25 protein-coding genes and 1 pseudogene are annotated in these 26,807 nt (G+C 43.2%); 21 read left to right on the plus strand and 5 right to left on the minus strand.

The window, feature by feature from the left end:
- The first annotated feature begins 255 nt into the window (after positions 1 to 255).
- From AM506_RS16970 to AM506_RS17005, 8 genes and pseudogenes are all read left to right on the plus strand, one after another.
- Positions 256 to 1,480, plus strand: a pseudogene (locus AM506_RS16970) (DUF819 family protein).
- 528 nt (positions 1,481 to 2,008) lie between these two features.
- Entirely contained in the window at positions 2,009 to 3,034 is a 1,026-nt protein-coding gene (locus AM506_RS16975) for an SIS domain-containing protein (protein ID WP_235576140.1), read from the plus strand.
- A 68-nt stretch (positions 3,035 to 3,102) separates the two neighbouring features.
- On the plus strand, positions 3,103 to 4,371 hold the full coding sequence (locus AM506_RS16980; protein ID WP_235576146.1) for an ABC transporter substrate-binding protein: 1,269 nt from the start codon (positions 3,103 to 3,105) through the stop codon (positions 4,369 to 4,371).
- Positions 4,372 to 4,434: 63 nt separating this feature from the next.
- A complete protein-coding gene (locus AM506_RS16985; protein ID WP_060673675.1) occupies positions 4,435 to 5,319 on the plus strand; it encodes a carbohydrate ABC transporter permease in 885 nt (294 codons plus the stop codon).
- Positions 5,320 to 5,321: 2 nt separating this feature from the next.
- Positions 5,322 to 6,209 carry a carbohydrate ABC transporter permease gene (locus tag AM506_RS16990; RefSeq protein WP_082386426.1) on the plus strand — a complete coding sequence of 296 codons (888 nt, stop codon included), beginning with the start codon at positions 5,322 to 5,324 and terminating at the stop codon, positions 6,207 to 6,209.
- A gap of 6 nt (positions 6,210 to 6,215) precedes the next feature.
- The gene (locus tag AM506_RS16995; RefSeq protein WP_060673676.1) at positions 6,216 to 7,031 is read left to right on the plus strand and encodes a PfkB family carbohydrate kinase; all 816 of its coding nucleotides are present in this window, start codon (positions 6,216 to 6,218) and stop codon (positions 7,029 to 7,031) included.
- 65 nt (positions 7,032 to 7,096) lie between these two features.
- Positions 7,097 to 7,831, plus strand: a complete 735-nt coding sequence (locus tag AM506_RS17000) for a GntR family transcriptional regulator (protein ID WP_060673677.1) — start codon at positions 7,097 to 7,099, stop codon at positions 7,829 to 7,831.
- Between the two features lie 15 nt (positions 7,832 to 7,846).
- A complete protein-coding gene (locus AM506_RS17005) occupies positions 7,847 to 8,521 on the plus strand; it encodes an HAD family hydrolase (protein ID WP_060673678.1) in 675 nt (224 codons plus the stop codon).
- A gap of 157 nt (positions 8,522 to 8,678) precedes the next feature.
- On the opposite strand, the gene AM506_RS17010 is transcribed toward AM506_RS17005, so the two are convergent.
- Positions 8,679 to 9,848 carry an NAD(P)H-dependent flavin oxidoreductase gene (locus tag AM506_RS17010; RefSeq protein WP_082386427.1) on the minus strand — a complete coding sequence of 390 codons (1,170 nt, stop codon included), beginning with the start codon at positions 9,846 to 9,848 and terminating at the stop codon, positions 8,679 to 8,681.
- A gap of 65 nt (positions 9,849 to 9,913) precedes the next feature.
- The gene (locus AM506_RS17015; RefSeq protein ID WP_060673679.1) at positions 9,914 to 11,092 is read right to left on the minus strand and encodes a YbfB/YjiJ family MFS transporter; all 1,179 of its coding nucleotides are present in this window, start codon (positions 11,090 to 11,092) and stop codon (positions 9,914 to 9,916) included.
- 137 nt (positions 11,093 to 11,229) lie between these two features.
- Here AM506_RS17015 and AM506_RS17020 point away from each other — a divergent pair, with 137 nt between their 5' ends.
- Positions 11,230 to 12,087 (plus strand): LysR family transcriptional regulator, encoded by an 858-nt coding sequence (locus AM506_RS17020; RefSeq protein ID WP_060673680.1) that lies wholly within the window; start codon positions 11,230 to 11,232, stop codon positions 12,085 to 12,087.
- 60 nt (positions 12,088 to 12,147) lie between these two features.
- Here the strand turns inward: AM506_RS17020 and AM506_RS22840 are convergent, their stop codons facing one another.
- Entirely contained in the window at positions 12,148 to 12,285 is a 138-nt protein-coding gene (locus AM506_RS22840; protein ID WP_160316895.1) for a hypothetical protein, read from the minus strand.
- Positions 12,286 to 12,427: 142 nt separating this feature from the next.
- On the opposite strand from AM506_RS22840, the gene AM506_RS17025 reads away from it, so the two are divergent.
- The gene (locus tag AM506_RS17025) at positions 12,428 to 12,859 is read left to right on the plus strand and encodes a hypothetical protein (RefSeq protein WP_060673681.1); all 432 of its coding nucleotides are present in this window, start codon (positions 12,428 to 12,430) and stop codon (positions 12,857 to 12,859) included.
- The gene (locus AM506_RS23440; RefSeq protein ID WP_369117592.1) at positions 12,859 to 12,954 is read left to right on the plus strand and encodes a DUF4839 domain-containing protein; all 96 of its coding nucleotides are present in this window, start codon (positions 12,859 to 12,861) and stop codon (positions 12,952 to 12,954) included. Before AM506_RS17025 ends, AM506_RS23440 begins: the two co-directional genes overlap by 1 nt.
- A 4-nt stretch (positions 12,955 to 12,958) precedes the next feature.
- Here AM506_RS23440 and AM506_RS17030 read toward each other — a convergent pair whose 3' ends face one another.
- On the minus strand, positions 12,959 to 13,564 hold the full coding sequence (locus AM506_RS17030; RefSeq protein WP_060673682.1) for a hypothetical protein: 606 nt from the start codon (positions 13,562 to 13,564) through the stop codon (positions 12,959 to 12,961).
- A gap of 297 nt (positions 13,565 to 13,861) precedes the next feature.
- Between AM506_RS17030 and AM506_RS17035 the strand changes: the two genes are divergently transcribed.
- From AM506_RS17035 to AM506_RS17070, 7 genes are all read left to right on the plus strand, one after another.
- On the plus strand, positions 13,862 to 14,113 hold the full coding sequence (locus AM506_RS17035; RefSeq protein WP_060673683.1) for an AbrB/MazE/SpoVT family DNA-binding domain-containing protein: 252 nt from the start codon (positions 13,862 to 13,864) through the stop codon (positions 14,111 to 14,113).
- Positions 14,113 to 14,511, plus strand: a complete 399-nt coding sequence (locus AM506_RS17040; RefSeq protein WP_060673684.1) for a type II toxin-antitoxin system death-on-curing family toxin — start codon at positions 14,113 to 14,115, stop codon at positions 14,509 to 14,511. The genes AM506_RS17035 and AM506_RS17040 overlap by 1 nt, the downstream gene beginning before the upstream one ends.
- A gap of 717 nt (positions 14,512 to 15,228) precedes the next feature.
- Positions 15,229 to 16,116: an alpha/beta hydrolase gene (locus AM506_RS17050; RefSeq protein WP_060673686.1), complete on the plus strand. Its 888-nt coding sequence runs from the start codon at positions 15,229 to 15,231 to the stop codon at positions 16,114 to 16,116.
- Between the two features lie 200 nt (positions 16,117 to 16,316).
- A complete protein-coding gene (locus AM506_RS17055) occupies positions 16,317 to 17,810 on the plus strand; it encodes a phytoene desaturase family protein (RefSeq protein WP_060673687.1) in 1,494 nt (497 codons plus the stop codon).
- 112 nt (positions 17,811 to 17,922) lie between these two features.
- Positions 17,923 to 18,408, plus strand: a complete 486-nt coding sequence (locus AM506_RS17060) for a hypothetical protein (RefSeq protein WP_060673688.1) — start codon at positions 17,923 to 17,925, stop codon at positions 18,406 to 18,408.
- 33 nt (positions 18,409 to 18,441) lie between these two features.
- Positions 18,442 to 19,995, plus strand: coding sequence for a phytoene desaturase family protein (locus AM506_RS17065; RefSeq protein WP_060673689.1), 1,554 nt, complete (start codon positions 18,442 to 18,444; stop codon positions 19,993 to 19,995).
- Between the two features lie 33 nt (positions 19,996 to 20,028).
- Complete coding sequence (locus AM506_RS17070) at positions 20,029 to 21,135, plus strand: glycosyltransferase (RefSeq protein WP_060673690.1); 1,107 nt, start codon at positions 20,029 to 20,031, stop codon at positions 21,133 to 21,135.
- A gap of 362 nt (positions 21,136 to 21,497) precedes the next feature.
- Here AM506_RS17070 and AM506_RS17075 read toward each other — a convergent pair whose 3' ends face one another.
- The gene (locus AM506_RS17075) at positions 21,498 to 21,800 is read right to left on the minus strand and encodes a hypothetical protein (RefSeq protein ID WP_060673691.1); all 303 of its coding nucleotides are present in this window, start codon (positions 21,798 to 21,800) and stop codon (positions 21,498 to 21,500) included.
- Between the two features lie 268 nt (positions 21,801 to 22,068).
- Between AM506_RS17075 and AM506_RS17080 the strand changes: the two genes are divergently transcribed.
- The 3 genes from AM506_RS17080 to AM506_RS17090 are packed head-to-tail and all read left to right on the plus strand — an operon-like array spanning position 22,069 to position 26,757.
- Complete coding sequence (locus tag AM506_RS17080) at positions 22,069 to 23,841, plus strand: sensor histidine kinase (protein WP_060673692.1); 1,773 nt, start codon at positions 22,069 to 22,071, stop codon at positions 23,839 to 23,841.
- Complete coding sequence (locus AM506_RS17085; RefSeq protein ID WP_060673693.1) at positions 23,834 to 25,423, plus strand: response regulator transcription factor; 1,590 nt, start codon at positions 23,834 to 23,836, stop codon at positions 25,421 to 25,423. The genes AM506_RS17080 and AM506_RS17085 overlap by 8 nt, the downstream gene beginning before the upstream one ends.
- A complete protein-coding gene (locus tag AM506_RS17090) occupies positions 25,420 to 26,757 on the plus strand; it encodes an ABC transporter substrate-binding protein (protein WP_060673694.1) in 1,338 nt (445 codons plus the stop codon). Before AM506_RS17085 ends, AM506_RS17090 begins: the two co-directional genes overlap by 4 nt.
- Positions 26,758 to 26,807: the final 50 nt, after the last annotated feature.

Raw genomic sequence — 26,807 nt, forward strand, 5'->3', positions numbered from 1 at the left:
TAGGCACTTGGATGCCCAGAGACATGGGAGGGTACGTCATCATAAGCTACGCAGAGATCCATTGTGCATCGTATATTTTATCATCACTACTTCACTATATTTTCCCAGTAGTGACCGCGTAGCGCACCCAAGGATTGTAAGAGAATCACATATTTATAAAATACTGTTAGGGTGTATGTCAAAAAATATTTTTTTGACATCCCAACAACGGGTGAAACCGTTGATATATCAATATTTATAGAGGGAGGAAACGTTTTGGAGCAGACGTTAATTAAAGCAGATGATTATGTAACGTTGTGGGGAATCATTGTGGTGTGGGCGTCGGTGAGTATTATTTTAGAGCAGCGCTACAGTTGGGCGGCGAAGATTTCTGGTGCCATTGTGGCGCTGATAGGTGCTATTATTCTATCAAATACGGGAGTTATTCCAACAGAGTCACCGGTTTATGATGCTGTTTGGACATTTATCATTCCCCTTGCGATTCCGCTGCTGCTTTTCCATGTAAACTTTAAAAAGATCTGGCAGGAAAGCGGGCGGCTGTTGATTCTTTTTTTGATCAGCTCGATCGGTACGGTTGCAGGGGTGATCATCAGTTTCTTTTTGTTAAAGGATCATATACCAGTCCTTGATAAGATTGGCGCGATGCTTAGTGCATCTTATATTGGTGGCGGGGTCAATTTTGCAGCGATGGCAGCAAAGTTCGAAGCGCCTGGGGAAATGGTTTCTTCCGCCGTGGTCGCAGACAATTTAATGATGGCCATTTATTTCATCGTTCTGATGATGATTCCGGCCCTGAGCTTTTTCAGAAGACGCTTTAACGCACCGCATGTGGAAAAGGTGGAGAGCGGAAGAATGAAAGAAGAGGGAAAGACCCTTGCGGAAAGCTTTTGGGAGCGAAAGGATATCTCTCTAAAGGATATTGCGTTCTGTAGGGACTGCCTTCCTGCTCGTGATGGTTTCGTTTAGAATCGCCGAATTCCTGGACGGAGTGATTCCTTCCGGTGAGGAGACGTCTTTCTTTCTCAATTTGCTGAATGGATTGTTCGGCGACCAGTACTTAATGTTGACGACATTGACATTCCTGGCACTGGCCTTGTTTCCGAAGTACTTTGAATCGATTAATGGAAGCCAGGAAATCGGTACGTTCCTCATTTACTTGTTCTTTGTGGTAATTGGTATTCCGGCATCGATTCCGCTCATTGTTCAAAATGCTCCGCTGCTGCTCGTATTTGTGTTCATTATTGTCGTAGTGAACATGGCCGTGTCTTTGACTGCAGGAAAGCTATTAAAGTATGACCTTGAAGAGATCCTTCTAGCGAGCAATGCCAATGTCGGAGGGCCGACAACGGCTGCTGCGATGGCCATTGCGAAAGGGTGGAAGGATTTGATTGGTCCGATTCTTGTGGTGGGGACGTTGGGGTATATTATTGGGAATTATATTGGGACGACTTTGGGATTGTGGTTTTCTGGGTTTATGTAAAAGGTTCTGCCCACAAGAAATCATTCTGTTTCCCGTAACGGGTCAACGGCGGGGCCGTCCCTGCCGGTAGATGAACTATAACCAATGAAATATTGATTCAACCCATAATGACTGCAGATAATAAACTCGAAATGTATTGAAAGATCTCTATTAAGCCAACAAGGGTGGAGGTTCCCGGGGAAGATTTTTTAACGAAAGTATTCTCCAAGCAAAGATACTTCCGACATAATACTAAGCCCAGATGAAAAGTAAGGTAAGCTGATTCAAAAACCATCAAAATTATAAGCCAGGTAGAGTATAGGAAAAGAGACGTGCTTCTTTTGAAAACAAAAGAAGCACGTCTTTTTTATGCCATTATTGGGCTATTTCGTGTGCTGACTTGAAATACTACTGCAGAATCTGTCGTTATTTGTATATTAAAAATAGTATGAAAATTATAAATAAACTGTYTACATATAACGTCATATGACGTATTATAATTATCAATATGATGTCACATAACATCATAAAATCTCGGAGGTGCTTTTCATGACACATTCATTATCTCAATCAGCTATCAAAAATAATGGAAAGGTGGGAATGAAACAAGAACATGTTAATCAGATCCAAAACGCCATTAGCGCAATTGAGAAGAAAAATATTCAAAATGTATTTTTCGTCGCTTGCGGCGGATCAATGGCATCCTTATCGTTTGGTGACTACTTCGTTACGAAAGATACTGGAAAACCAAGCTTCGTTTATACTTCTAACGAATTTGTCCATTCCGAACCTAAAGGGTTAAATGAAAACAGTCTGGTTATCTTGCGTTCTCACTCTGGAACAACACCGGAAACAGTCAAAGCAGCTACATATGCCAGAAATATTGGTGCTGTCACTGTTGCCATCTCTATGGATACGGAATCCCCGCTTTGCAAAGAAGCAGAATACGTCCTTCACTACAATTACAAAGATGGATCAAATGCCATCGATGGAGAAATCGGTATTTATTACACATTTATTTTCAAATTGTTAAAAACCCTTACAGGTGACGAAAAGTATGATCGAGGAATTGAACAGTTAAGCAATCTTGAAGGATTAATCGAAACGAATCAGGAGAAGCATAATGAGGCGGCTTTTGAATTCGGTAAGCGGAATAAGAGAGAGAAAACCATTTATACGATGGCAAGCGGCGCTTATTACCACCATGCATACTCATTCACCAGCTGTCTGCTGATGGAAATGTTATGGATCAACTCAAATGCGATTCATTCAGGTGAATACTTCCACGGGCCGTTTGAAATCACGGATTATGATGTTCCATTCCTGTTGATTGTAGGTGAGGGTCCAAGTAAGCCTTTAGATCAGCGTGCGCTGGATTTCGTCACAAAATACAGTGAGAAAGTAGAAGTGGTGGACGTCAGCAAATTCGATTACAGCGGTGTGGATGATGATTTGAAAGAGTATTTTGGTCCAGCCCTGGCAGGTCCTGTCATGCGCCTGTATGCAGATGGTTTGGCCGAACATACTGGCCACCCGTTGTCTGTTAGAAGATACATGTGGAAAATGGAGTATTAATTGTTATTCACTTGGTGTAAAATCTATTAAAAAATAACGGTATGGATGAGGGGATAATAGTGAAAAAAATGTTGAGCTTTCTACTAGTAGGCTTTACCGCTGCCAGTCTTCTGGCAGGTTGCAACTCATCTGAATCAAGTTCCGCATCTAAAGAAGGGGAGGTCGTTATTGATTTCTTTCACCGTTGGCCAAATGAGCCCAGAAAATCATTCTATGATGAGAAAATCAAAGAGTTTGAAGAATCGCATCCTGGTGTCACCATTAATGTCGATTCTGTTTTAAATGACTCTTATAAAGAAAAGGTTAGAGTTTTAGTATCAAATGATGGCCTGCCTGATATTTTCTCTTCATGGTCAGACTCTTTTGCTGAAAATCTAGTCAGCTCTGGCAGGATAAAAGAACTAGATGATATCATTAGTGAAGATCAAGAATGGAGCGGGAATATTCTTGAATCCCAGTATCAAGGGTTTACCTTTGATGATAAAACATATGGTATTCCTTTCACAGTAGATGGAAAAGCCTTCTTCTACAACAAAGAAATCTTTGAAAAAAATAATATTGAGGTTCCAAAGACTTACGATGAGATGCTTAAAGCATTGGATCAATTAAAGTCGGCTGGCTATGAAACTCCTCTTGTTGAAGGATTAACAAATGCGTGGGCTATTTCCCACTATATGGGGACGATCTTTGACCGCGTAGTGGATCCTGAAATCCGCGAGGCAGACTATAAGCTGGAAAGTGATTCACCTTATACTGATGAAGGATATATTAAAGGGTTAGAGATGTTCCAAGAGCTGACGGATTATATGGGAGAAGTCTCCACTGCCATTGATCATGAAGCTGCACGTAATATGTTTGCTGCTGGAGAAGTGCCGGTTCTCTATATGCAGTTTGCTGAAGTAGGGTTGGTTCAAGAGATTGGGGATGTAGAAATTGGTTTCTTCAACTTCCCTGAAGTAACGGATGGAGAAGGACGAGCGGATTCCCTGACGGGGGCTCCTGAAGGCTGGATGCTTAGCAAAGATGCTCCTGAAGAAGCGGTTGAATTCCTGAAATTCTTGACTTCTGAGGAAACAGCCCAGGAATTTACGAAAGCAGACGGCCAATTAAATGCCGTGAAAAATGGTGTCACCGAAGAGAATACGAGTCCTACCAGCTATGAAGCGTATCAAATTGTGTTAGACGCATCCAATACAGCACCATGGTTTGATAATGCGGTTGATATTTCGATTGCGGATATCTTCATGCGAGGCGGTCAGGAACTCGCAACGAAACAAAAAACACCAAAAGATATTATGAAAGAGGTTCAAACTGAAGCAGCGAAAATGAGTGAGTAAAAAGGAGGGCCCTGACATTCGGGTGTCGGGGCTTTCTCATTATCGTGAAAGAGGGTGACACACATGAATGTTAAAAAAATGTCTATTACGCCAATTTTATTCCTTCTGCCAACCGTCCTATTTTTAGGTATTTTCATTTACATACCACTCATTCAAAACTTTTATAACAGCTTCTTTGATTTCAATGTGTTTTCAGATTCAAAAGAGTTTGTCGGTTTAAGTAATATAAAAGAATTGTTCCGGGATGATGTGGTCGGGATCGCATTCTTGAACAATGTGAAATATGGAGCGATATCGGTGATCTTTCAGATATTTTTTGCCTTGATACTGGCAAGTATTTTAGAAGATAAGTTGTTTCGGAGAGTCGCTCCAGCACTGAGGGTCATTTATTTTATTCCTGTTATGATCTCCATTTCGGTCATCGCGCTGTTGTTTGGCTTTGTATATAATCCGCAAATCGGTTTGTTAAACAGTTTTCTGGAGTTAATCGGACTCGGTGACCTTGCAAAACCCTGGCTTGGCAACTCCACGACTGCTATCTACAGTGTTATTGCCATGTCACAATGGCAGAGTATCGGCTTGATCACGATGCTGTTCATTGTCGCTATCCAAAAAATACCTGCTGAATTGTATGAAGCCTCCCACATAGATGGTGCCGGGAAAGTCCGTCAGTTCTTTCACATTACACTCCCTCAAGTAAAGGAAACCATGTTTGTCAATTTGCTGATTACTGTCACTGGTTCCATCCTGGTCTTTAATGAACCCTATATTCTAACCAATGGCGGACCTGGCAACAGTTCGATGACACTAGCCGTCCATATGTATCAAAATGGATTCTTTAAGGACAATATGGGGTATGCTTCTTCAATCGCTACACTGATGTTTTTGTTGTCAGCGATCTTTGCATTAGTCCAGATCAAAGTGTCTAAAACAGGAAAGGAGGATTGAAGATGAAACTAGAAAATCTTGCAACTGAAAAACCAATTGTACCGGCTGCCCAAAGAAACTACATGCCGCTCAAAACACGTATATCCAGAAACATCGTTTTTCTTGGATTATTGATTTTCGCCTTGATGATTCTATACCCGCTTTTTTGGATGTTTGTCTCTTCTTTTAAAAGTTATCAGGAAATTTATACAAATGTTTGGGCACTTCCGAGTGAATGGCATTTTGAAAATTACGCATCGGCCTGGGAAAATGGGATTCAAAACTACTTCTTGAATAGTGCGTATGTTACTGGTTTTTCAATCCTCCTTACGGTGATGTCAGGTACGATGGCTGCCTTTGTTCTTGCCCGGTACCGGAACCGCTGGATTGATGCAGCTCTTCTATTCATCATTGGCGGTTTAATGATGAATCCGGAGGTTGCTCTCATTCCTTTGTTTGAGATTCTAACATTCTTTAACTTAATTGATACGAGATGGGCGTTAATTTTAACGTATGTGGCTTACCGGCTTCCTCTTACGATTATCCTCATCCGCGCTTTTTTCATCACTGTACCAAAAGAACTATCAGAATCTGCTTTGATTGATGGATGCAGCGAGTTTGGGATCTATTGGAGGATTTACTTGCCTTTGTCCATCCCGATCGTCATTACTTCCGTCATTATTAACGCCTTCTATGCATGGAATGAGTTTTTATTTGCGACTGTCTTTATCAATTCCAGTGAATTGAAAACGATTCCATCCGGTTTGATGGTCTTCAGGGATGCTTTAAGAACCGATTGGGGTGTCTTATTATCTGGAATGGTGATTGCATCAGTACCGATGGTTATTCTATTGATTGTTCTACAAAAATATTTAGTGCGAGGCTTATCAGAAGGCTCGGTGAAAGGATAGAAACCTATGAAACTAATTACGATTGGTGACAATGTTGTAGACTGCTATTTGGATCGAAACGAATATTTTCCGGGCGGGAATTGTGTGAATGTCGCTGTAAATGCGAAACGTAATGGCGCAAGCACGGTTGCTTATATTGGTATTTTTGCTACAGATGGACCTGCTGATCATATAAAGGCAGCACTGCAGGGAGAAGGGGTAGACTTCCGATTCTCACGGGAGGCTATCGGCATTACCGGTCAGCCGAAAGTGGCGCTTACAGAAGAGAACGACAGGGTATTTGTCGGCGGACCTAAAGACACTGTCCAACATCGCTTTAAAATCCAGCTTATTCCGGAAGAAGTGGACTACCTTAAACAATTCGACCTGTGCCATGTAAGCTGCTATTCTTCCATGGAAAGTGAACTGGATAAGATTTCGAAAGAGATTAAGATATCGTATGATTTTTCAAATCGAAAAGATCTGGACTATATCTCTTCTATTGCCCCGTATGTATCTTATGCTTTCTTCTCGGCTGCAGAATTATCACAAACAGAACTGAATGAATTTGTTGAAAGCCTTGCACCGTTTGGCTTTGAAATAATCGGGTTGACACGGGGAGGGGAGCCTGCGGTATTTGTTCATAATCAAACCATCTACAAACAAACATTGCACAGCATAGAAGTGGTCGATACAATGGGGGCAGGGGACAGCCTGATTGCAGGTTTTCTAACCGAATATGTGAAGAGTAACGACATCGAAAAGGCAATTGAAAAAGGGACAGTCTCAGCTGAAAACACATGTCAAGTATATGGAGGATTTGGCTACCCTGCAAAAATGTAATTCATTTTATTTCAACCGTGGTTCATGTATAATTATTGTAAAATTGAGATATTGAGGCGTTGACAATGGAAAAAGACAATCTACAGCATTATTTATATGAAGAAATCATGACTGGTCTTAAACAATATATTGATAACAAGGGATTAAAAGAAGGAGATCGAATCCCCACTGAAAAAGAGCTGGGAGATTTATTTAATGCCAGCCGGATATCCATCAGACGTGCCATCAAGGAATTAGTGGAGGAAGGTACGCTGAAAATTGTCAGAGGTAAAGGAACATTTGTAAGCGCTCCACGAAAAGAAATTCATCTGTTGGATTTGCAAGGTTTTTCAGAAGGGCTGACGACCGATAATGATACCATCACGAAAGATGTCATTTCCATCCAGAGAGTGAATAGTAATGAGGATTTAGACCGGATTTTTGAAAAGCGATACGATGAATATATAGAACTGGTAAGAAAAGTTTATCGCAATGACCAGGAGTTAAGTCTGGACTTTGCCTATTTACCGACAGACCTTTATCCTGGCATCGAAGAAAAAATTACGCCTGAAAGTTCAACCTTCGCCATCATTCATGATGATTATGGAGTAAAGTTTAAAAGAGTAAATAAGAACTTGGAGTTTGTTCATCCCGATGAAGAACTGCAAAGACACTTAAAGGTGAATAGCTTAAATTTGCTCGTATCGGTGGATAAAGTGATCTTCGGGGAAAATGATGCTCCTGTCCATTACTCCAAATACTATTTAATTGCGGAACGGGTGAAATTGAGTTTGGAACATATTATAGACCAAAACGAATAAAAGAGGGTGAAGGGAATGTATAAAGCAGTTATTTTTGATTTTGATGGACTGATCTTAGATACGGAAACCCTTCATGTGGAAATATTTCAAGAAATGTTTAATGACCATGGTCTTGTATTTCCTTATGCCGATTGGATTGAACATATCGGTACAAAAAGCACATTCACTATCTTTGATCTATTAGAAAGGGAACTTGCCTCGGTGAAGGTCGACCGTGAGCTGTTGAAAGCCCAAAACCAGCAGAAATTTTCAGAACGGGTACGCGTGCTCGAGGCACGGCCGGGGGTCCTTGAATACTTGAAGGGCGCTAAATCCGAAGGACTAAGGATTGGACTGGCATCAAGCTCGAACAGAAAGTGGGTCACGGAACATTTAACGAACCTTGATCTGACCGATTATTTTGAAACAATCAGAACGGCAGACGATGTTGAATTCGTAAAGCCAGATCCTGCTTTATATAAGCTTGCAGCAGAAGACTTAAATGTATCGCCTTCAGAGTGCATTGCCTTTGAAGATTCTGCAAATGGGGCATCGGCTGCTGTGGAGGCAGGTTTAACATGTATCATTGTCCCTAATCAAACGACCCGGGAACTTGAATTTCCAACTGTGAAACACAGGTTAAACTCCATGAGTGACGTATCTTTCTATCAACTGCTGGGCGAAATGAATATACATTTTAGTAAGGATTAATTATTTGTTGGCAGCTGATGGATCTGCTCTTTTTTGATTGCGGAAGAGAGGGGGGCTCATGCTTTTGAAGAAAAATATCCTTTAAGAGGTAGAGAATGTCGAAGTATAGGGTCATTCCGTCATTATCTATAACAACCAAAGCCTGTAACCAAAAAGGTCACAGGCTTTTTAATTTCTTGATTTTAGTTACGGGGAACCATAAGGAAGGCTCTCTTGCTTCCGAAGCACAAGAACCGTCCCTGTGCTTATGCAAATTAAGATTGATTTTTTTTACATCTTCTATGATCGATTGAATCAATTTTTTGACCGTTTGATTTTTAGCTAATCTTGGACTTTGTCCGGACCAGAGCGACATAAACTCAGTGTTTTTCTGAATAGCAGAAGCTTTTCGTATATCTTGGGTCAAGACATTTTGGATAGGGAAATCTGGCAAAAAGCGTTCGTGTATTTTCATCTCTGTGATAAACCGGTTCTCAATTCCCCTTGCCCATTTTCCGGAGAATGAACGTGTCAATACCGTCTGGTCTTCATGAGCGTTGAGAATCGCTGCTTTATGCGTTTCCTGCGCTCCACTTTCCTCACAAGTCAGAAAAGCGGTACCCATTTGAACCCCTTTTGCTCCTAAACAAAAGGAAGCCATCAGCCCTCTTCCATCCATTATGCCTCCGGCTGCAATAACCGGGATGCTTACTTGATCGACCACCTGTGGAACCAAAGACATCAAACCTATAAGCTTTTCTTGATTACCATCCATAAAACTCCCCCGGTGCCCACCGGCTTCGCTTCCTTGCACGACGATGGCATCCATTCCAGCTTTTTCATTTTCAATCGCTTCTTCGACAGTCGTAGCGGTTCCAATCAAGAATACGTTGTTTCGTTTTAAGTCAGCGATGATTTCCTTTGATGGAATGCCGAATGTAAATGAACAAATGGGCACTTTCTCTCCAATTACCACCTGGATGTGATCAGTAAATACTTCCTGGACACCATCTGTTGCCGGAAAGTCAAATTGTTCTTTTGGAGACAGAGTTAATTGATTTCGAATCGACTGGAGTGCATGGTTAGCCGAGCTGACTTCCCCTTCTATCAAATCAAATTCTTCAGGGACAAATAGGCTAACCCCAAAAGGTTTGTCGGTTAATTGGTTTATTTCCCTAACCTGTTCACGAGCTTGGTGCGGCGTCAAGTAGCCGGCTCCAATCATACCCAGACCCCCCGCATTTGAGACTTCTGCCACTAATTTTGATGTTGTTACTCCTCCGGCCATAGGAGCTTGTATGATGGGATATTCTATTTTCAAGAGTTCAGTAAGCGCATTTGATAACATCGATATCATCCTCTCGTTTGAACTTCATTTTACTTTCAGTCATTTTTTTCTACAGACAAACTGACTCAGCTTGGTAAATTATTCACTTTCTTCTCAAATTTAATCCCGTTCAAAAGTAAACAGGCTCCTAGTAAAACGACCCCGGCTGCTCCCATTAAAGCCACGTTAAAACTATGAGCTACCGAAAACATAAATCCAGCAAGACTTGGTCCAATCAATTGCCCTATAGCATAGACAGCAGTTAAGATGCCAATAATCCTGCTGCTTTTAGCGGGATTCATCTGCTGCCCTAATGTGGATGCCAACGAGGTGATTCCTATAAACGTAGCACCAAAGAGCAAGCCGCTTATAATGACCCCCGTTTGCGTCACCCAAACTACTGGAATCATAATACCGATTGCCTGCAAACCCATGGCAAGAATTAGAGACTTGATATATCCCCATTTGGTGGCGAGAACAGTCCACAGTGTGCATGACGGAATGGCTGCCAATCCAGCCACTAGCCAAACCAACGTAGCATCGCTATGGAAAGAAGGGCTACTTTCGGCAATCGATACAATAAATGTACCTGTAACGATGTACCCCAATCCTTCCAGTCCGTACGCAATCGTTAGCCAAGGAAGCCATTTCATAGGAGGTGTCGGAATAACTACGTCTCTTACCTCCTTTTTCTTATCATTCAGAGTAGTGTCTTTCAGCCATATCCACACGAAGAACATAAGGAAAACGCTTAACGCAGCCAGTCCGATCCACGTGCCTTCCCATTGAAATGAGTCATTAAGAATCGGGATCAGGATACTGGATAAAAAGATACCAATACCTACCCCGCTGAAAAATAAACCCGACCAAAGGGTTTTGTTTATCGAAGCAAGTTTATCAAGAACAATACCGGAGGCTAAAATCATGACAAAGGCACTAGCAAATCCGGATAGAAAGCGAAATATATTCCATAGTATTAGGGAATTTGTTAACCCCATAAATATAGTGGTAAAGATACTGAGTATAAGGTGGAACCTTAATAGAAACGTTCTATGTTTCTTTAGAGGAAGTACCGCTGTTAAAACTGCCCCTACTAAGTATCCAGCATAATTGCTTGATGCGATATATCCGGCAGCAGTAGTAGAGAATGAAAGGTCTTGTTGCATGATTGGCAGAATAGGCGTATAAGCAAATCTCCCAATCCCTAGGGCGATAATTAAAGAAAACATTCCCCCTAACAACAAGAGTAATGGTGGTTTATTCAAACTTTTTCCTCCTTTAAAATCTCTTGCATCTGTAATTATAACTTCATTTAGCTATCTGGTATAATGCATATAAGTGATACTAGACATCTGTTTTATAGATACCAAAAATGACGAAGATATACTAAGGGAGTTTTTTGATGGATATACAAGCTTTGAAGGTTTTTCAAGTTGTCGCAAAAATGGGAAGCATTTCAGGTGCGGCGCGGGAGCTTAATTATGCACAATCGAACATCACTACTAAAATTCAGCAATTGGAAACGCATCTGCAAGCCACTCTCTTTTATCGGCACAACAGAGGCATCACCATAACGCCCAAAGGGAAATTACTGGTAACCTACGCTGAAAAAATCTTCCAGTTAATCGATGAAACAAATCGAGTGATGAAAGATGATCAGACGCCAAAAGGTCCGTTAATTATAGGCTCTATGGAAACGACGGCAGCTGTCCGTTTGCCCGTATTGCTTTCAAAATACAGTCACGATTATCCCAAGGTGGACCTAATGTTAAAAACAGGGCCGACTGACCAGCATCTTTACGAAGTTCTACATTATGAAGTAGATGGAGCCTTTGTCTCTGGACCTATAAGTCACCCTGATATCGCTCAGAAAACAGTATTTGAAGAAGAGATGGTGCTCATTACCGATATGAATCATCCACCCTTATCATCGATCGCAGATATTCAGAATCGAACGTTGCTTGTATTTCGCTCCGGCTGTTCTTATCGGGCAAAGCTTGAAAATATGTTGCATCAAGAAGGAGTAGCTCCAAGCAAGATTATGGAATTTGGTACTCTTGATGCGATTATTGGTTGTGTAGCTGCTGGACTTGGAATCAGTATGCTTCCATATAGTGTCGTTGCACAGCAGATACAAGATGGCACACTAAGACAGCATCAGATTTCAACTTCATACAGAAAAGTTGAAACACTTTTTATTTACCGGAAAGACAAATATCTTTCAACGCCCTTGACCAAATTTTTAGAGCTATTGGAGTAGACTGGGGACGGTTCGCACTCTAACTCGAAAAGTAGAATGCGAACCATCTCTAGTTTACCGCTAGCTCTCTATCATCTTCTTGATTTCTTCTTCTGAAAGGATCGGATTATCTGTCTCCAATGCCTTTAGTAATTGTTTTTCCTCATCAGGGTCTGTCACTTGGTAACCATCATCGTGACTGACTTCTTCTACTTCCATTAATTAATACTTTCGTTAGCAGACTTGGATGTAGGAATGCCCCGATTGAATTGCTTGTTTACATCATCTTGATTAAATCTTATAGGTTTCATTACACCTTCAACTTTTAGTTATTGAATTTAAGGAAAAAGGATTCAAGAACATGAGGACTGAGAAGCAAGAAGATTTAGTAACAGGTTGGTTGACAAAAGACGGCGAGGTTGAATCTGTTTCTGTCGATGGAGATAAAGACTATTCGCCAGATGAATGGTACTCAAACGATGTGGAAGTAGTCATTACATTTCACACATTCCCAGAAGAAGAGAAAAGTGATAGCAGATCTGCTGATGAAAAAAGTTCTGCAAAAAATGATAAGTCAAAGAATGATAAAGAAGACAAATCAAACTCTAAGACAGAAGACAAATCAAACAATGATACATCTGTCGAAAGCGAACAGGAAATATTAACTGTGAAAAATAATGAAGATTTTGCGGCTGTCTTGGCAGTGAAGAATGAAGCTGATCCGATTATCAGTGAATTTGCAAAAAATATGAAGGTAGAACCATTGAATTTGATGGATATATTGCAAATATGATGCTACACGGGAATTATAAAACAAGATATAATATTTTAATTTTAGCTGGTGATTATGGTGATACAACTTTTAGTGGACCTAATTTTCAGTCGTGATCGATTACGGCAGTCTTTTTCCTTTTTCTTCGTACTGTACTCCGGAGGTTTTCATTAAGTAATCTTTAATATACGCTACATTTTCCTGATGTACCCGATCCCCATCCTTAGGAATATAAAACTTAGTCTGAGACTTCCCATCCCCATCATAAAAAAGAAGATGTTTAGAAGTAGATACTACTTTTAGATTCTGACCAATCCTATGTTGTCGATTTCCGAGTAAGAAGGCATTTTGATCCTGATCAAACACAATCATGTATTCCTCATCGAATGCTTGCTGGTATTTCTCTTTTAAACGTCGGGCTGATTTCTTCAGAAATGCATTGATTCGGAAGCGGAAATAGAGATACAACAGAAAGTGTACGACAAGGGATAAACCGAACGCCAATAGAGCTGGGAACATCACTTGCAATATAAATTCGAACATCACTGGGGAAGATGGACTTGCTGATTCTTGAAATGCATGATTATAGTACAAAAATAATACAGTGGAGATCACGAACACGCCTATGTTTCCAAAGAAGTGAACTTTTCTGAAGTAGGGCATGTATTTGAGGAGCTCATAATATCCTTCATCAGACAGCTTGAATGTGAATGTTTTCTTTTGCACATTTGCTTCTCCTCTCTAAGGGTCGTTACTTTAAGTCTAGTTTATATAGATGAAAGTTCAAGTGTTTTCATGCCATTGAATTCGGCGTATTAAAGTAGGCCGGGGGAAAGGTCCCTGGGCTCACGAATACCTGAGAAAATAGGGGAGGGAATGGGATAGTTTGAAGTTGTATGGGGTGTTGGTAGGTGAAATGAAGCAGGAGAACCGTCCCTGTGCTTCTACTGTGCTTTATGCCCCGTGAATATCTAACGTTAGTATGTTATAATGGTTATAACGTTATAATGAGAGGTGAGATAATTGGAACAATATGAACGGAAAGTGACAAAGATAGGCAATAGCTTTGGCATTACGCTTCCAACTGACCTACTTAAGCAAGTCGGTTTAGCACAGGGAGATGATGTGCAGGTTGAGGTCGTAGAAGGGAAAATTGTGTTGAGGAAAAAAGAGCAGCTAACACTTCCAGAAGGCGTCGATGCTGAATTCATGGACATTTTAAATGATGTGATAAAGGAACATGATCAGGCATTTAAAGGGTTAGTGGATAAATAATGAATCAAATTATTTATTTGACAACGAATCAGGTGATTGCGATCAACACGATTCAAATTCGTCTGTATTCGCCAAATGAACCAGTGGGGGTTAAAGATGCGCACCTTCTTGATTCAGCCATTAACCGTCCAAAACAATCAGCTTTTGGTCGTGATGCTTATCCTGAAATCTATGATAAGGCAGCGGCTCTATTTGAATTCATTGCAAAAAACCATGCATTTCATAATGCCAATAAACGAACGGCTCTTGCTTCACTCATCGTTTTCCTGAAGATCAATCATTATAAATGGACGATGGGAATAGAAGAAGAACAAGATTTCACTGTGGATGTTGTGAATCATAAATATACGTTTGAAGAGATGACTACCATCATTGAACAACACATACTAAGAGTTTAATGCCATTCTCATGGACTATTGAGGATGGTATTTTTGTTGTGAGCGGGGAGGACAGGTCCGTTGGCTCATAAATAGTTTGTGGTAATGGGGAGGGGTTGGGATGGTGTTGACGGACAAAATAAGAAGTTTATAAAAGGTGTACTTAACAAGGAGCGCTCTTATATAAATGTCCCAGCACCTGCCGAATCCCCCAAAGTGAAAATAAAGGCACTGGACAAATACTGCAAAGAACAAGGTGTTCAGCCAAAAGATTTAACAGACGAAGAAATGAGACAGTTTCTTGTTTAATATCTAAATGGGGACGGACCTCACCTTGCGAAAAGTGAGATACGTCCCTTTTTTAATGTTTTCACCCATTTAGAAAAATGTATTTTACGGATAAGGTAGAGATGAGCTTTACTCCATGTTTGGGAATGGGGCTTTTTTGTGAGGGGAAATTTTGTTCAAAAGGAAGCACGAGAACCGTCCCCATGCTTCCAGTGCTTACACAAAAAAGGGTTATGTCACTTTTTGTGGAATACTAGATAATAGAAAGCCTGGCGGACCTTATCTATTCATATCCGAATCTCAACAAACTTACTTAAAATGTATAACCTTCCTAGTTTTTCCGGGGAACAAATAGGGAATAGTGAAAAGAGTGTAATAGACAGAAGAAAGACGGACAAGCTCCGTTTCGTAGAATGCTAGATACTCTATTCATAAAGAGAGGTTATATGTATGTTCCCCACAATTATCGCAAAATTACTGCGCCTCTATTCTAATCAATCCAAAACCACACCTATGATCCCTCAGCAGAAAGTGAAAATAAAGAAAGATGTGTTGGTTGAAACATCAGTCGGGCCCACTTCCATTTCCTTCTATTATCCTTTGGCAACAAAACAGAAAAAACTCCCTCTTTATATCAACTTCCATGGCGGCGCGTTCATTATGAATGATAAGGAGCTGGATGATCCTTATTGCCGCTATCTTGCGAATCAGGCCGAGTGTATTGTGTTGAATGTCGAATACGGCAAAGCACCCGAGTATCCTTTTCCGAAAGCTATTGAACAGGGCTATGATATCTTTCAATGGGTGAAGGGAAGAGCGGAGGAGTTGGGCATTGAAGCAGAGAAGGTCATGGTTGGCGGTCAAAGCTCAGGTGGCAATATCGCCGCAGCCCTTTGTCTTTATCTTGAAGAGAAAGGGGAGCGTCAGCCTTTGCTTCAAGTGCTGTCGTGCCCAATGCTTGATTTTGTCACCCCTCATGCTGAGAAGCCGGAACCAGGCTGGTGGCGTTCCCGCTTTCCGAAAGTAGCCCATTTTATCCATCGGTGTTACGTCCCGGGGAAGGGTCAAGCGGGGCATCTTCTCGCTTCCCCTGTCCGTGCGGATGTTAGCGGTCGCTTAGCTTCAGCCCTGATTCTCATAGCTGAGTCCGATGCATTCAGGCTGGAAGCCGAATGTTACGCGGAGAAATTAAAAGCAGCAGGGGTGAATGTGCAAGAAGAGTTATTCAGGGGCTGTTCCCATGCGTTTACCCATCTCGGACCAAAAGAAAGAGCAGAGGAGGCCTGGCAAATGATCGCAGGGAAAATCAAGGCTGTGGCCGAATCCCCTCTCTATTGAACCTTGATCAGCACATCCAACGTTTCCCTTTAGAGGGCACGAGGGTATAAGATAAGGGCAAAGGGTACAGACTTGATTCATGGAAAAAGTCTGGCCCGACCATAGTTCAAAGACCCAGAGAAGGACAGGCGGATGTTGAAAGTGTTTTGGAAAAACATACATTCTCGAACATGATTTCGGAACAGGAGGAACGGTAACCATTGAAAAATAAAACGGTACTTATCATTGGAGGCGGGCTCGGCGGGGTGTCGGCTGCCATTTCACTTGCACAGGCGGGGTACGATGTATCCTTATATGAAAAAAACAATCACATTGGAGGAAAGTTGAACCGGCTGGATCAAGATGGCTTTGGTTTTGATCTTGGCCCGTCCATTTTAACGATGCCGCAGATTTTCGAGAAATTGTTTGCGGCCAGCGGCAAGTCCATGAAGGATTATGTCCCGATTGAGAAGCTGGATCATCAATGGCGATCCTTTTTCCCTGATGGAAATGTCATAGACTTATATGAAGATGTGAACGACATGCGAGAGAAGAATGCTACTCTCAGTGAAAAGGACATTCGTGAATATCAGAAGTTGCTGGATTATTCGAAAACCCTCTATGATATGACGGATAAAACGTTATTCAATGGCGTTGATTCGACGAGAGGGATGATGAAGCATACGGGGCTGTTCTCGGCCTTGAAGAACTTTGACCTGTTATCGACGGTACATAGATCCCTCGATAAGCGGATCAGCAATGAGCAGTTCCGCGATATGCTCTCCTACTTTATCAAGTACGTCGGTTCGTCCCCTTACGATGCGCCGGCCGTGATGAATATGATGATCTACATGCAGCATGAACAGGGTGTATGGTATGTGCCCGGCGGTTTGCACAAGCTCGCCGACGGTCTCGTGAAGCTTGCTGAAGAAGTAGGGGTTACCTTCCACCTTGGAAAGCCGATCGTCAAACTTGAAAAGAAGGATGGCGAAATCACTGGAGCCGTGTTGGAAGACGGGACACGCCTCACGGCAGATTACTTTGTTTCCAATATGGAAGTCATACCGGTTTACGAGCGATTGCTGGAAGAAGACAGCCATTATATAAAGAAATTAAAAAAGAAATTCGAACCGGCGAGTTCCGGTCTCGTCATGCATCTTGGCGTGAAGAAGAGCTATCCGCAGCTACGCCATCATAATTTCTTTTTTGCAGAAAATATGAAAGAGCAGATGCAATCGATTTTCCATCGTCGTGAACTGCCTGAGGATCCGGTCATTTATCTCGTGAACGTCAATAAGACCGATCCGACCCAGGCCCCTGAAGGACATGAAAATATCAAAGTACTGCCCCATATTCCGTTTATCCGGGATGAAAATCCGTATACTCAAGCCGACTATGAACAATTCGCTGAGCGGGTCCTGATCAAATTGGAGAAGATGGGTCTCGATGGCTTGCGTGACAACATTGTCACTCGTGATATGTGGACACCGGAAGATATCAGGCGCACGTATGGCTCCGACCGCGGGGCGATTTATGGGACGGTGTCAGATAAGAAGAAGAATAAAGGATTCAAGCATCCGAAGCAGAGTGAGCGCTATGACAACCTCTACTTTGTCGGAGGGACAGTGAACCCCGGCGGCGGAATGCCGATGGTGACCTTAAGCGGCCAGCTTGTAGGCGAGCAAATTGTGGAGAGGGATTCATCCCCTGCCTGAAGATGATCGAGCCTTTCCGGTGGCATGACCGGGAAGGCTGGGTGTCTCGCTTTGCGTATCACTACCATTCTATCAGCAACACCATTGTACCTTTTAAAAAAGGGGTTTTATCATGATCGTATCACTGCCGGTCCACTGGATCATACTCATTGATGTGCTTGCCTGGACGTTCTTTCATCTCTTCATTTCGGCCGTTTGCTTGAGGCTGCCTTTGACATGGTTTATGAAAGACCATTTCTGGTTTCAGACATTTCCTTTTGAACAATCGGGGAAGTTGTGGCAGCGTTTATTCCGGGTGAAGGCGTGGAAGGGATTGATCCTGGATGGCACGATTTTTCTCAAAAAGGGATACAGTAAAAAAGGGTTGCATGGGACGAAGTCGAGGGACTTAATGGTATTTGCGGCGGAAACGAAGCGCGCGGAACTCACCCACTTGCTCTCCATTCTCCCTGCTCCGTTGTTCTTCATATGGAATCCAGCATGGGCAGGATGGGTGATGATCGTGTATGCCCTTGTCTTCAACCTTCCGATTATCGTTGTTCAACGTTACAATCGCGGGCGAATATCGGCCATTACGTCAGGACTTGGCAGGACATGAAGCAGACTATTGCAAGGAAATGAGGGAACGCACATGAGTAAGAAGATTATTGTCGTCGGGGCAGGGGTCGCGGGGCTTGCCAGTGCCATCAGACTTCAGCACGCGGGGTATCAGGTGGAGTTATTTGAAAAAGGACCCACCCCCGGGGGCAAAATGAACCGAATTGAACAGGACGGCTACACGTTTGATTTGGGACCGAGTATCGTCATGATGCCCGAGCTGTACCGGGAACTGTTCGAATTATGCGGCCGTGATCCGGATGAGTATATTCCGATGGAAAAATTGGATCCGATTTACCGTGCTTATTTCAGTGATATTCCCGACAAGCCGTTTGATATCTCGACAGATCTTATCCAAATGACCAAGACGATTGAATCCCTCAGCGAAGCGGATACGGAAGGGTTCTTCCTCTATCTGCATGAAATTTACAAACGTTTTGTCATCGCGAAACAACATATTCTTCAACGACCATTCCGGAAGCGATCCGACTTTTATAATTTCGGCCTGCTGAAAGAAGTGTTGAAACTGAAACCATACGACACAGCCGACTCTTTTATGGGGAAATTCATTAAGAATGAAAGACTGAAGCAGTTAATCAGTTTTCAAACATTGTACATAGGCATTTCTCCGCTTAAAAGTCCCTCTTTCTATACGATGATCCCGATGATTCAATTTTTATACGGCGTCTGGTTCATCAAAGGCGGTATGTATACGATGGCCTTAGCCATGGAGAAGCTCTTCAAGGAACTGGGAGGAACGATTCACTACAATAAGGCTGTAGAGGAAATTTCCATTCAGAACCGTAAGGCGGACGGGATTATCGTAGACGGCAAGAGAATTCCTGCCGATTACGTGGTCTGTAATGCAGACTTTCCTTATGCCATGAAACACTTGGTGAAGGACAAGGCTGCTAAGGGCAGATTTACGGATAAAAAGATCGACAGCATGAACTACTCTTGTTCCTGTTTTCTGATGTATCTCGGGATGAACCGGAAATATGAAGAGGTCGATCATGTACATACATTTATTTTTAACGAAAAGCTCAATCAGAACCTGGAGGATATTTTTGACGGGAAGAAATTAACGAATGCCTCCTTTTATGTGTACATCGCGTCAAAGAAGGATCCATCCCTGGCACCCGAGGGGAAGGACGGTCTGTACATTCTGATGCCTGTTTCCAATATCGAAACAGCCGACTATAAGTGGGACGAGGAAACCATTTCTTATTATCGAAACTACATTTTGAAGGAATTAAAGAAGATCCGCGGCTTTGAAAATGTCGAGGATGAGATCGTCACCGAAACATATACGACACCACTGGATTTCGAGTCGAAATTCAATGCCTATCGCGGGGCCACATTCGGCTTGCAGCCAACACTGGATCAAAGCAACCACAAACGTCCCCAGAGCAAGGCGAGCCACTGTGAGAATCTGTATTTCACCGGAAGCAGTACGCATCCCGGTGCCGGGGTCCCGATCGTGCTGTTATCAGCCAGGATCACCGCACAGGAACTGATCCAGGATGACACAGGCAACTTGTACGATTATTCAACTAACCTAAAGGCTGAACGGGGATTGTCACATTAAGGACGTCACCCGAAGAGGAAGGAGGCAGGTTACATGACAGCTTCAGAAGTGATCAATCTCATCCTGGGTGCCCTGGGGGTTATCGTTGGCATCATCGTGTTTTGGTCCTTGCCGGTCCCAAGATTCACCTCCAAAACTACAGCGGGGTTGCCGTTTGTGTCCATCATTATCCCTGCCAGGAATGAAGAAGGCAGGATCACCCCGCTATTACAGTCCTTAGAGGAGCAGCGATTCAAATCATTTGAAATTCTGTTGGTCGATGACGACTCAACGGATCGTACCGTGGCTGTCGCAGAAAGCTACGGTGCAACGGTCCTCGAGAATAATGGGTCGGGAAAATCATCTGCCTGCTGGCGCGGTGCCAAGGAGGCAAAGGGAAGCTGGCTACTCTTCCTGGATGCCGATACAAGATTCACCAGTGTGGATGGATTACGTAATCTTCTCCATTACTACGAGGGAAAAGGAGCCAGGGGTATCCTCGCACTGCAGCCCTATCACACAGTGGAGCGAGTGTATGAACATCTCTCCATTGTCTTTAACATCATCGTCGTGGTGGGCATGAATCTGTTCACCGCCTGGGGATCACGGTTCAAAGCGGCGGGCTCGTTCGGTCCATGTATTCTATGTAATCGAGACGATTACTTCTTATCCGGAGGACATGAAAAAATCGAGGGGGCCATCATGGATGATCTGGCACTGGGAGAGGCCTTTCTTGACCAGAACCTTCCCGTTCGCTGTCTTGGCGGCAGAGGGATCATTTCGTTCCGCATGTATCCGGAGGGCTTCGGAAGCCTGATCGAAGGCTGGTGCAAAAGTTTTGCCGTTGGTTCCAAGTCGACTCATCCCGTCGTCATGTTGATGGTCATCCTCTGGATTACCGGCAGTTTAACCACCGCGTCTTCATTGATTTCATCGATTATCGAGGGAAGAGCCGCCGCTATGATCGTCAGTGGGGCATTGTATATCCTCTATGCGGTTCAAACGGCCTGGTTTGCCCGCAGGGTCGGGGATTTCAGGTGGGGGTATTTCCCTTTTTATCCTGTGTTCTTTTTGTTCTTTGCTGTGATTTTCCTTTATTCTTTTGTTCGGGTGAATGTTTTTCATTCGGTGAAGTGGAAGGGGCGGAAGATAAAGGTGTGACGGGTTGGACCATCGGGGATTTTCCCGAGGCATTCTTGGCTGTATTCACAGTTGAGAGCTTTTATTTTAGGTAATGAATAATCCTTTCTTACATAGTGAGAGGGGGTTATTTTTTTATATTGATAGATTGGGAGTTTGTTGCGATTCACCTGAATGTGGTAATACGAGTTTACTAGAATGAATGATGGTTGAATGAGTCTGAAAAAGGATGCCTGACCCAAGTAGGTCCAGACACCCTTTTTTGATTTGTGATGGAATGGTCTAACAAAAGAAAAATCGAAGAAATGGCGTGTGGATCATGGTGAGGGGGAACGAAGAGTAGGTATAAGATAACCGTCATAACGTTTATAGAGAAATGACGATTACCTTTCAGGTCGATTCTCCAGGGTGAAAACCCGTTTATCAATATCAGTGATTCTAGTGTTCAGATATTGAAAATCTGTTTCAGAACGTTGGTTGCCTACTTTTAACAAAGAAATGACATCTTCTGTTTGTGATGTTTCAATTCTATTGACTGTTTCCTTTACCTCTTTCAAATCATTTCCGAATTCCTTCAGTTTATGGTCGAACTCCTTCATGTTACTGTCTAAATCCTTAACGTTACTGTCTAACTCTTTAATGTTCTGTTGAATATCGGATAACATGTTTATGATTTGCTTGTCCATTTTTCTCACCTCCTGCCTACTATTATAGTGGAAATGTATCGGTGTTACTACCGTGTTATTGTGGAAACTGGCATGCAGAGGGGGAAAGTACTTGAAGTATGATAGACGGGGGATTATACTGCTTTACCTTGTTCAAAAAAGGAAGCACGAGAACCGTCCCCCTGCTTCTTTGTCTTTTTCCCCCTCGCGTTCTATGGTAAATTTATAAGAATAGTAGTTTCACTATTCACACAATAGATTCCTATTTTGCATCAACCATGGAGGCCATATGTTTTTCTCACTTCGCAACCGACTATTTATGATTTTCACCTTGCTGCTGACCTTTCCTTTTCTCGTTCTGTCGATTCTGATTCCCAACTGGTTTACGTCCATCATGGAGGAACGCACGACAAGTTCGACGATTGAAATGATGGAGCAGTACTCATTGTATATTGACTCAATCACGTCACAGGCAGAGGATTTAGGGAAACAGGTACTGGTGAATCCTACGACTCAGGAATGGATCAAGTCCGAGGAGGATGAAAGGGAGGCAACAGATGCCGAACGTCTTCTGATGAAGAATCAGTTGAAGGCGGAGTTATCTTCGATGATGATCAACAATTCCAAGTCGATGTCCGTATCGGTTTACCTCAATGATGGGACTGGGACCGCCGGTAATCTCCCACCCCTGGAGAAGACGAGTTGGTTCGATGATTTCTATAAAGACGATCAACGGTGGCTGAGGTCTCATAATGATCTGATGGCGGATGAGGTAAATAGTTATCTTCTTCCTCTCTTTGATATTAATACGCTTGATTTATCCGGGGTGATCAAGGTGAACTTTCCATCATCCCTTCTCGAGAAAGCATTAAGCAAGATCAAGCTAGGGGAGAATGGAAGAGTCTACCTGCTGGACAACCGGGGCCGAAATGTGCTGACAGGCAGTATCGATACACCGGAGAAGGTAGTAAAACAAAGCTTAAAGACTATTAAGACGGGGACTAAAAGTTCAGGGTTGATTGAGGTCCCTTTCAAGAAGGAAGAATATATGATTTTCTATCAGAAGGCAAAGGTAGGGGAATGGGTCCTGGTCAGTGAAATAACCAAGTCCGAATTGTTCTCTCAGATAAATGAGCTTCGAAGGAACCTCCTATTGACGAGTGGGTGGATATTTTTATTGACGATCATGGCTTCTTATCTTCTTTCATCGACGATCGTCAAGCCATTAGGAAAATTGACCGGCGCCATGAAGCTGGTTGAAAGGGGAGAGTTTAAGAAGGCTAAACAATTAATTCCTTCCATTCAAACAGCCAATGATGAGATTGGCTATGTGGTGGCTGTGTTCGATCAAACGACCAACCGTCTTGACACCCTTATTGAAACCGAATATGAAGCCAATATACGCAGGCGTGATGCGGAATATAAAGCACTTCTCCTTCAAATCAATCCGCATTTCCTCAATAATACCCTGGAGACCATCGGGGGGCTCGCAGCTCAAGGAAAGAACAAAGAGGTGATTGATGTCACGGTTCATTTAGGCCGGATCATGAGATATTCCCTCAATACGGAATCAGACATTGTGACTCTCGGGGAAGAGATGAACTATATACGGAGGTTTATGGAGATTATGAAGCTGCGCTATGAATCTGCCCTCTCGGTTACCATTGAGGAAGACCCTGAAGCCGCCACGCTTCCAATCATTAAGTTTGTTATCCAGCCACTGGTAGAGAACTCTGTGAAATATAGCTTCATAGAGAAGACGGAGGCTGTACTTCGCATTTCGACGAAGAAGGTGGGTGACTGGGTCGAGATCGTAATGGAAGACAATGGAGTCGGGATCCCTGAATCTGTCATAGAAGAATTGAATCGTGACCTGGTGGGGCGTCACGAATCGTTGCATGTACTGGAAAGTACGGGGCGGAGCATCGGGCTTAAGAATGTCCTGGGCCGTTTGAAGCTGTATTACGGAGAGAATTTTACCTATTCCATTACCTCCAAAGAGAATCAAGGTACGATCATTAGCTTATGCATAAAAAGTGGAGAGGAGGATCCTCATGCTTAAGGTGATTCTGGTCGATGATGAAATTCAAATTCGAAAAGGATTGAATTGGAAAGTGGACTGGGAAGAAGAAGGCTTTGTTATTGTCGGTGAAGCATCAAATGGCAAAGAAGCATTGCAGGTGATCAAGGAAGAGATGCCTGACCTTGTCCTGACGGATGTCAGAATGCCGGTCATGGATGGGATGCAGCTGGTGAAAGCGTTATCGGCTGAGTATCCGGATATCAAGGTGATCGTCCTGTCGGGATACTCGGATTTCGAGTATGTACGTTCCTCTTTGGTTGAAGGAGTGAAGGATTATCTACTTAAGCCAGTCGATCCCGAAGAACTGACGTCTGCCCTTAGAAAAAGCAAGAGTGAGATCGAAGCGGAGAAGCAGAGAAAGATGGAATCGGAAAGAATGAACCAATTCCATGCTGAGGAAATGAGGGAGCAGTACCTGCTTCATTTAGTGAAAGATGAATGGGCGGGGATGAATATTAGCGCTGAGAGACTCAGTCAGCTAAACCTGGATGTGCTGGGCGAGGACGTAGACGTACAGTTCATCACGGTGGAAATACGCAGCAGGGATCGTGAGCAGGTAAGGGAGTTGTTTCTTCCATTCAAAATGCTTTGCAGGGAATTATCCTATGAGCATGAAGGAATTCTGTCCTTTTACGACACGAGCTATCCGAATCTGATTCACTTTCTTAGTCACCATCACTCAGGGGAAAATCAAGTCCCTCACTTTGTTCAGAAACTACAAGAGAGTGTCAATACCTATCTGAATCTTGAAACGGTGATTGGTCTTGGGAAAGCGGTCAGGGGTTTATCACAATTAAAGAACGGGTACATCTCAGCCCTTCTCTCCTGGAGCCAAAGTTCAGCCGATACCGCGTCCCAGCTCATTGATGGTTCTGCGATTACACAGACAGTGGAATTCAATGAGGATACCGAATGGAAGTTGTCAAACAGTATAGAGCAGGGGGACTTCGAGACTTTCAAGAAACACCTTCTGACTACGCTTGATGAATGTGACCTGCATTCGGTGATGTCGTATTCCTTTGCCTCAAGCCGGGTGCTCTTTATGCTTGAATCCATAGCAAGAAAATATGATCTTTACACCGATGACATGAAGAAGAAGATGTGGAACTGTCAATTGGGTATATGGGAGCTGACGTCCAGGGACCGTGCTAAAGCAGAACTCCTGGAGTTGGCGGGAATGATTGCGGTAAAGGTGAGTGAAACCCGCCGTTCTTCTAATGGAACGGCCATCGTGGAAAATGTAAGGAAGTACATGGACAGGCATTACGCCGATGAAATTTCACTAACCTCCCTTGCTGATCAATTCCATATCAACTCTGCCTATTTATCGGAGATGTTCAAAGAGCAGGTGGGACAGAATTTCACCGATTATCTCGTGAATCTTCGAATGGACAAAGCCCGTTCCCTGTTGATGGATGAACAGTTAAAGATCATCGAGATTGCCCATCTTGTCGGTTACTCCAATTCAGGTTATTTCAGTACGGTGTTCAAGAAACGCTTCGGGCTAAAGCCAATTGATTACCGTAGGTCCATGACTATGGATAAGGGGGAAAACCGATGAAGTATAAATTAGCTGTTATCTATGTATTGGCGGCGGTCCTGATGTTAACAGCCGGAATCTATAGCCTCTTCTATTTCACGTCTTTCCAGGAAAGCAGCAGGGAGAAGGAAGGTGGAAAACTCGATGAACAAGCGAAGGTCCACCTGACATTCTGGAGAAACGGTGGAACAAAACTTGAAAATCAGGCGTATGAAGAATTGGTTGCAGACTTTAATCATGAGCATCCCATGATTGAAGTGGAGATGATCCCTGTACCATATGGGGATTATGAGTTGAAGCTAAGAACCGAGATGGCAGCCGGGGACCCCCCTGATATATTGACGATCGATACGCCGACTCTCGCCCTTTATGCAAGTGCCGGCGGGCTGATGTCCCTGGACGATTACATGAAAGAGGAAGGTCATATTGAGGACCTCGCCTCACCCACATTGAAGGGGATCACATATAAGGATGAGATTTACTTATCACCGATTGCAGAATCGAGTGTCGCCCTATTCTATAATGTTCATTTATTCGAACAAGCAGGGGTGCCCCTCCCTTCCAAAAATCCACATGATCCGATGACATGGGATGAGGTCCTCGAGGCAGCTAAGAAGATTTCTGCTTTATCACCTGATATCACGGGGATCGACCCGGCACAGGGATTCCCGGACGGAGAGTCGCCTTCCTATTTCAAGATGCCCATCCTATGGCAATTTGGAGGAGATGTATTGGATCCGGACAATCGTACAGCCAGTGGATATCTGAACTCCCCTGCCTCCCTGAAAGCCCTCCAGTTTTACCAGGATCTATATCAGAAATACCAGGTGGCCAAGGTCGAACTCCCTGAGGAAGCTTTGGAGAGCGATAAGCTTGGCATGACGGTCCTTGGTTCTTGGATGGTGGAGAGTCTCAGTGTGATGAATCCTGATTTTCGGCTTGGGGAGGATTTCGGGATTACGGCCCTGCCGAAAGAGAGCGAGCAGGCCGTTCCAAACGGAGGATGGTCCCTCGGCATTTCATCTAAAACCGACTATCCCGACGAAGCATGGGAGTTCGTCCGATACGTCACCAGCTTTGAAGGAGCAAAAAAGTACGTGGAGATCACCGGTGATGTTCCTGCCCGTTATTCTGTTGCCGATGCCTTTCCTGAATTAAATGAGTACCCTAAGAATATTTTCGTGGAACAGGCACAAAAGTACTCCAGAAATAGACCGATTACCCCTGCCTATCCTGTCGTCAGTGAAGCAGTCAAAACGTTATTTGAAGATGTGGGAATCGGGGGGAAGGATGTCAAAACGTCAGCAGATGAAGCGGTAAGAAAGATTAATGAAGAACTGAAAGATTTGGAATGAAACCTTTGACGGCAGTCAAAGGTTTTTTTGTGATGTGAACTTCCGAAAAT

Origin of the sequence: Rossellomorea vietnamensis, assembly GCF_001305855.1 — a bacterium.
In the GTDB taxonomy this organism is placed as follows: Bacteria; Bacillota; Bacilli; order Bacillales; family Bacillaceae_B; genus Rossellomorea; species Rossellomorea vietnamensis_A.

Coding starts and splice junctions, on each gene's coding strand:
- AM506_RS16975 (WP_235576140.1), top strand. CDS start 2,009: ATGACACATTCATTATCTCAATCAGCTATCAAAAATAATGGAAAGGTG.
- AM506_RS16980 (WP_235576146.1), top strand. CDS start 3,103: ATGTTGAGCTTTCTACTAGTAGGCTTTACCGCTGCCAGTCTTCTGGCA.
- AM506_RS16985 (WP_060673675.1), top strand. CDS start 4,435: ATGAATGTTAAAAAAATGTCTATTACGCCAATTTTATTCCTTCTGCCA.
- AM506_RS16990 (WP_082386426.1), top strand. CDS start 5,322: ATGAAACTAGAAAATCTTGCAACTGAAAAACCAATTGTACCGGCTGCC.
- AM506_RS16995 (WP_060673676.1), top strand. CDS start 6,216: ATGAAACTAATTACGATTGGTGACAATGTTGTAGACTGCTATTTGGAT.
- AM506_RS17000 (WP_060673677.1), top strand. CDS start 7,097: ATGGAAAAAGACAATCTACAGCATTATTTATATGAAGAAATCATGACT.
- AM506_RS17005 (WP_060673678.1), top strand. CDS start 7,847: ATGTATAAAGCAGTTATTTTTGATTTTGATGGACTGATCTTAGATACG.
- AM506_RS17010 (WP_082386427.1), bottom strand. CDS start 9,848: ATGTTATCAAATGCGCTTACTGAACTCTTGAAAATAGAATATCCCATC.
- AM506_RS17020 (WP_060673680.1), top strand. CDS start 11,230: ATGGATATACAAGCTTTGAAGGTTTTTCAAGTTGTCGCAAAAATGGGA.
- AM506_RS22840 (WP_160316895.1), bottom strand. CDS start 12,285: ATGGAAGTAGAAGAAGTCAGTCACGATGATGGTTACCAAGTGACAGAC.
- AM506_RS17025 (WP_060673681.1), top strand. CDS start 12,428: ATGAGGACTGAGAAGCAAGAAGATTTAGTAACAGGTTGGTTGACAAAA.
- AM506_RS23440 (WP_369117592.1), top strand. CDS start 12,859: ATGCTACACGGGAATTATAAAACAAGATATAATATTTTAATTTTAGCT.
- AM506_RS17040 (WP_060673684.1), top strand. CDS start 14,113: ATGAATCAAATTATTTATTTGACAACGAATCAGGTGATTGCGATCAAC.
- AM506_RS17050 (WP_060673686.1), top strand. CDS start 15,229: ATGTTCCCCACAATTATCGCAAAATTACTGCGCCTCTATTCTAATCAA.
- AM506_RS17060 (WP_060673688.1), top strand. CDS start 17,923: ATGATCGTATCACTGCCGGTCCACTGGATCATACTCATTGATGTGCTT.
- AM506_RS17065 (WP_060673689.1), top strand. CDS start 18,442: ATGAGTAAGAAGATTATTGTCGTCGGGGCAGGGGTCGCGGGGCTTGCC.
- AM506_RS17070 (WP_060673690.1), top strand. CDS start 20,029: ATGACAGCTTCAGAAGTGATCAATCTCATCCTGGGTGCCCTGGGGGTT.
- AM506_RS17075 (WP_060673691.1), bottom strand. CDS start 21,800: ATGGACAAGCAAATCATAAACATGTTATCCGATATTCAACAGAACATT.
- AM506_RS17080 (WP_060673692.1), top strand. CDS start 22,069: ATGTTTTTCTCACTTCGCAACCGACTATTTATGATTTTCACCTTGCTG.
- AM506_RS17085 (WP_060673693.1), top strand. CDS start 23,834: ATGCTTAAGGTGATTCTGGTCGATGATGAAATTCAAATTCGAAAAGGA.
- AM506_RS17090 (WP_060673694.1), top strand. CDS start 25,420: ATGAAGTATAAATTAGCTGTTATCTATGTATTGGCGGCGGTCCTGATG.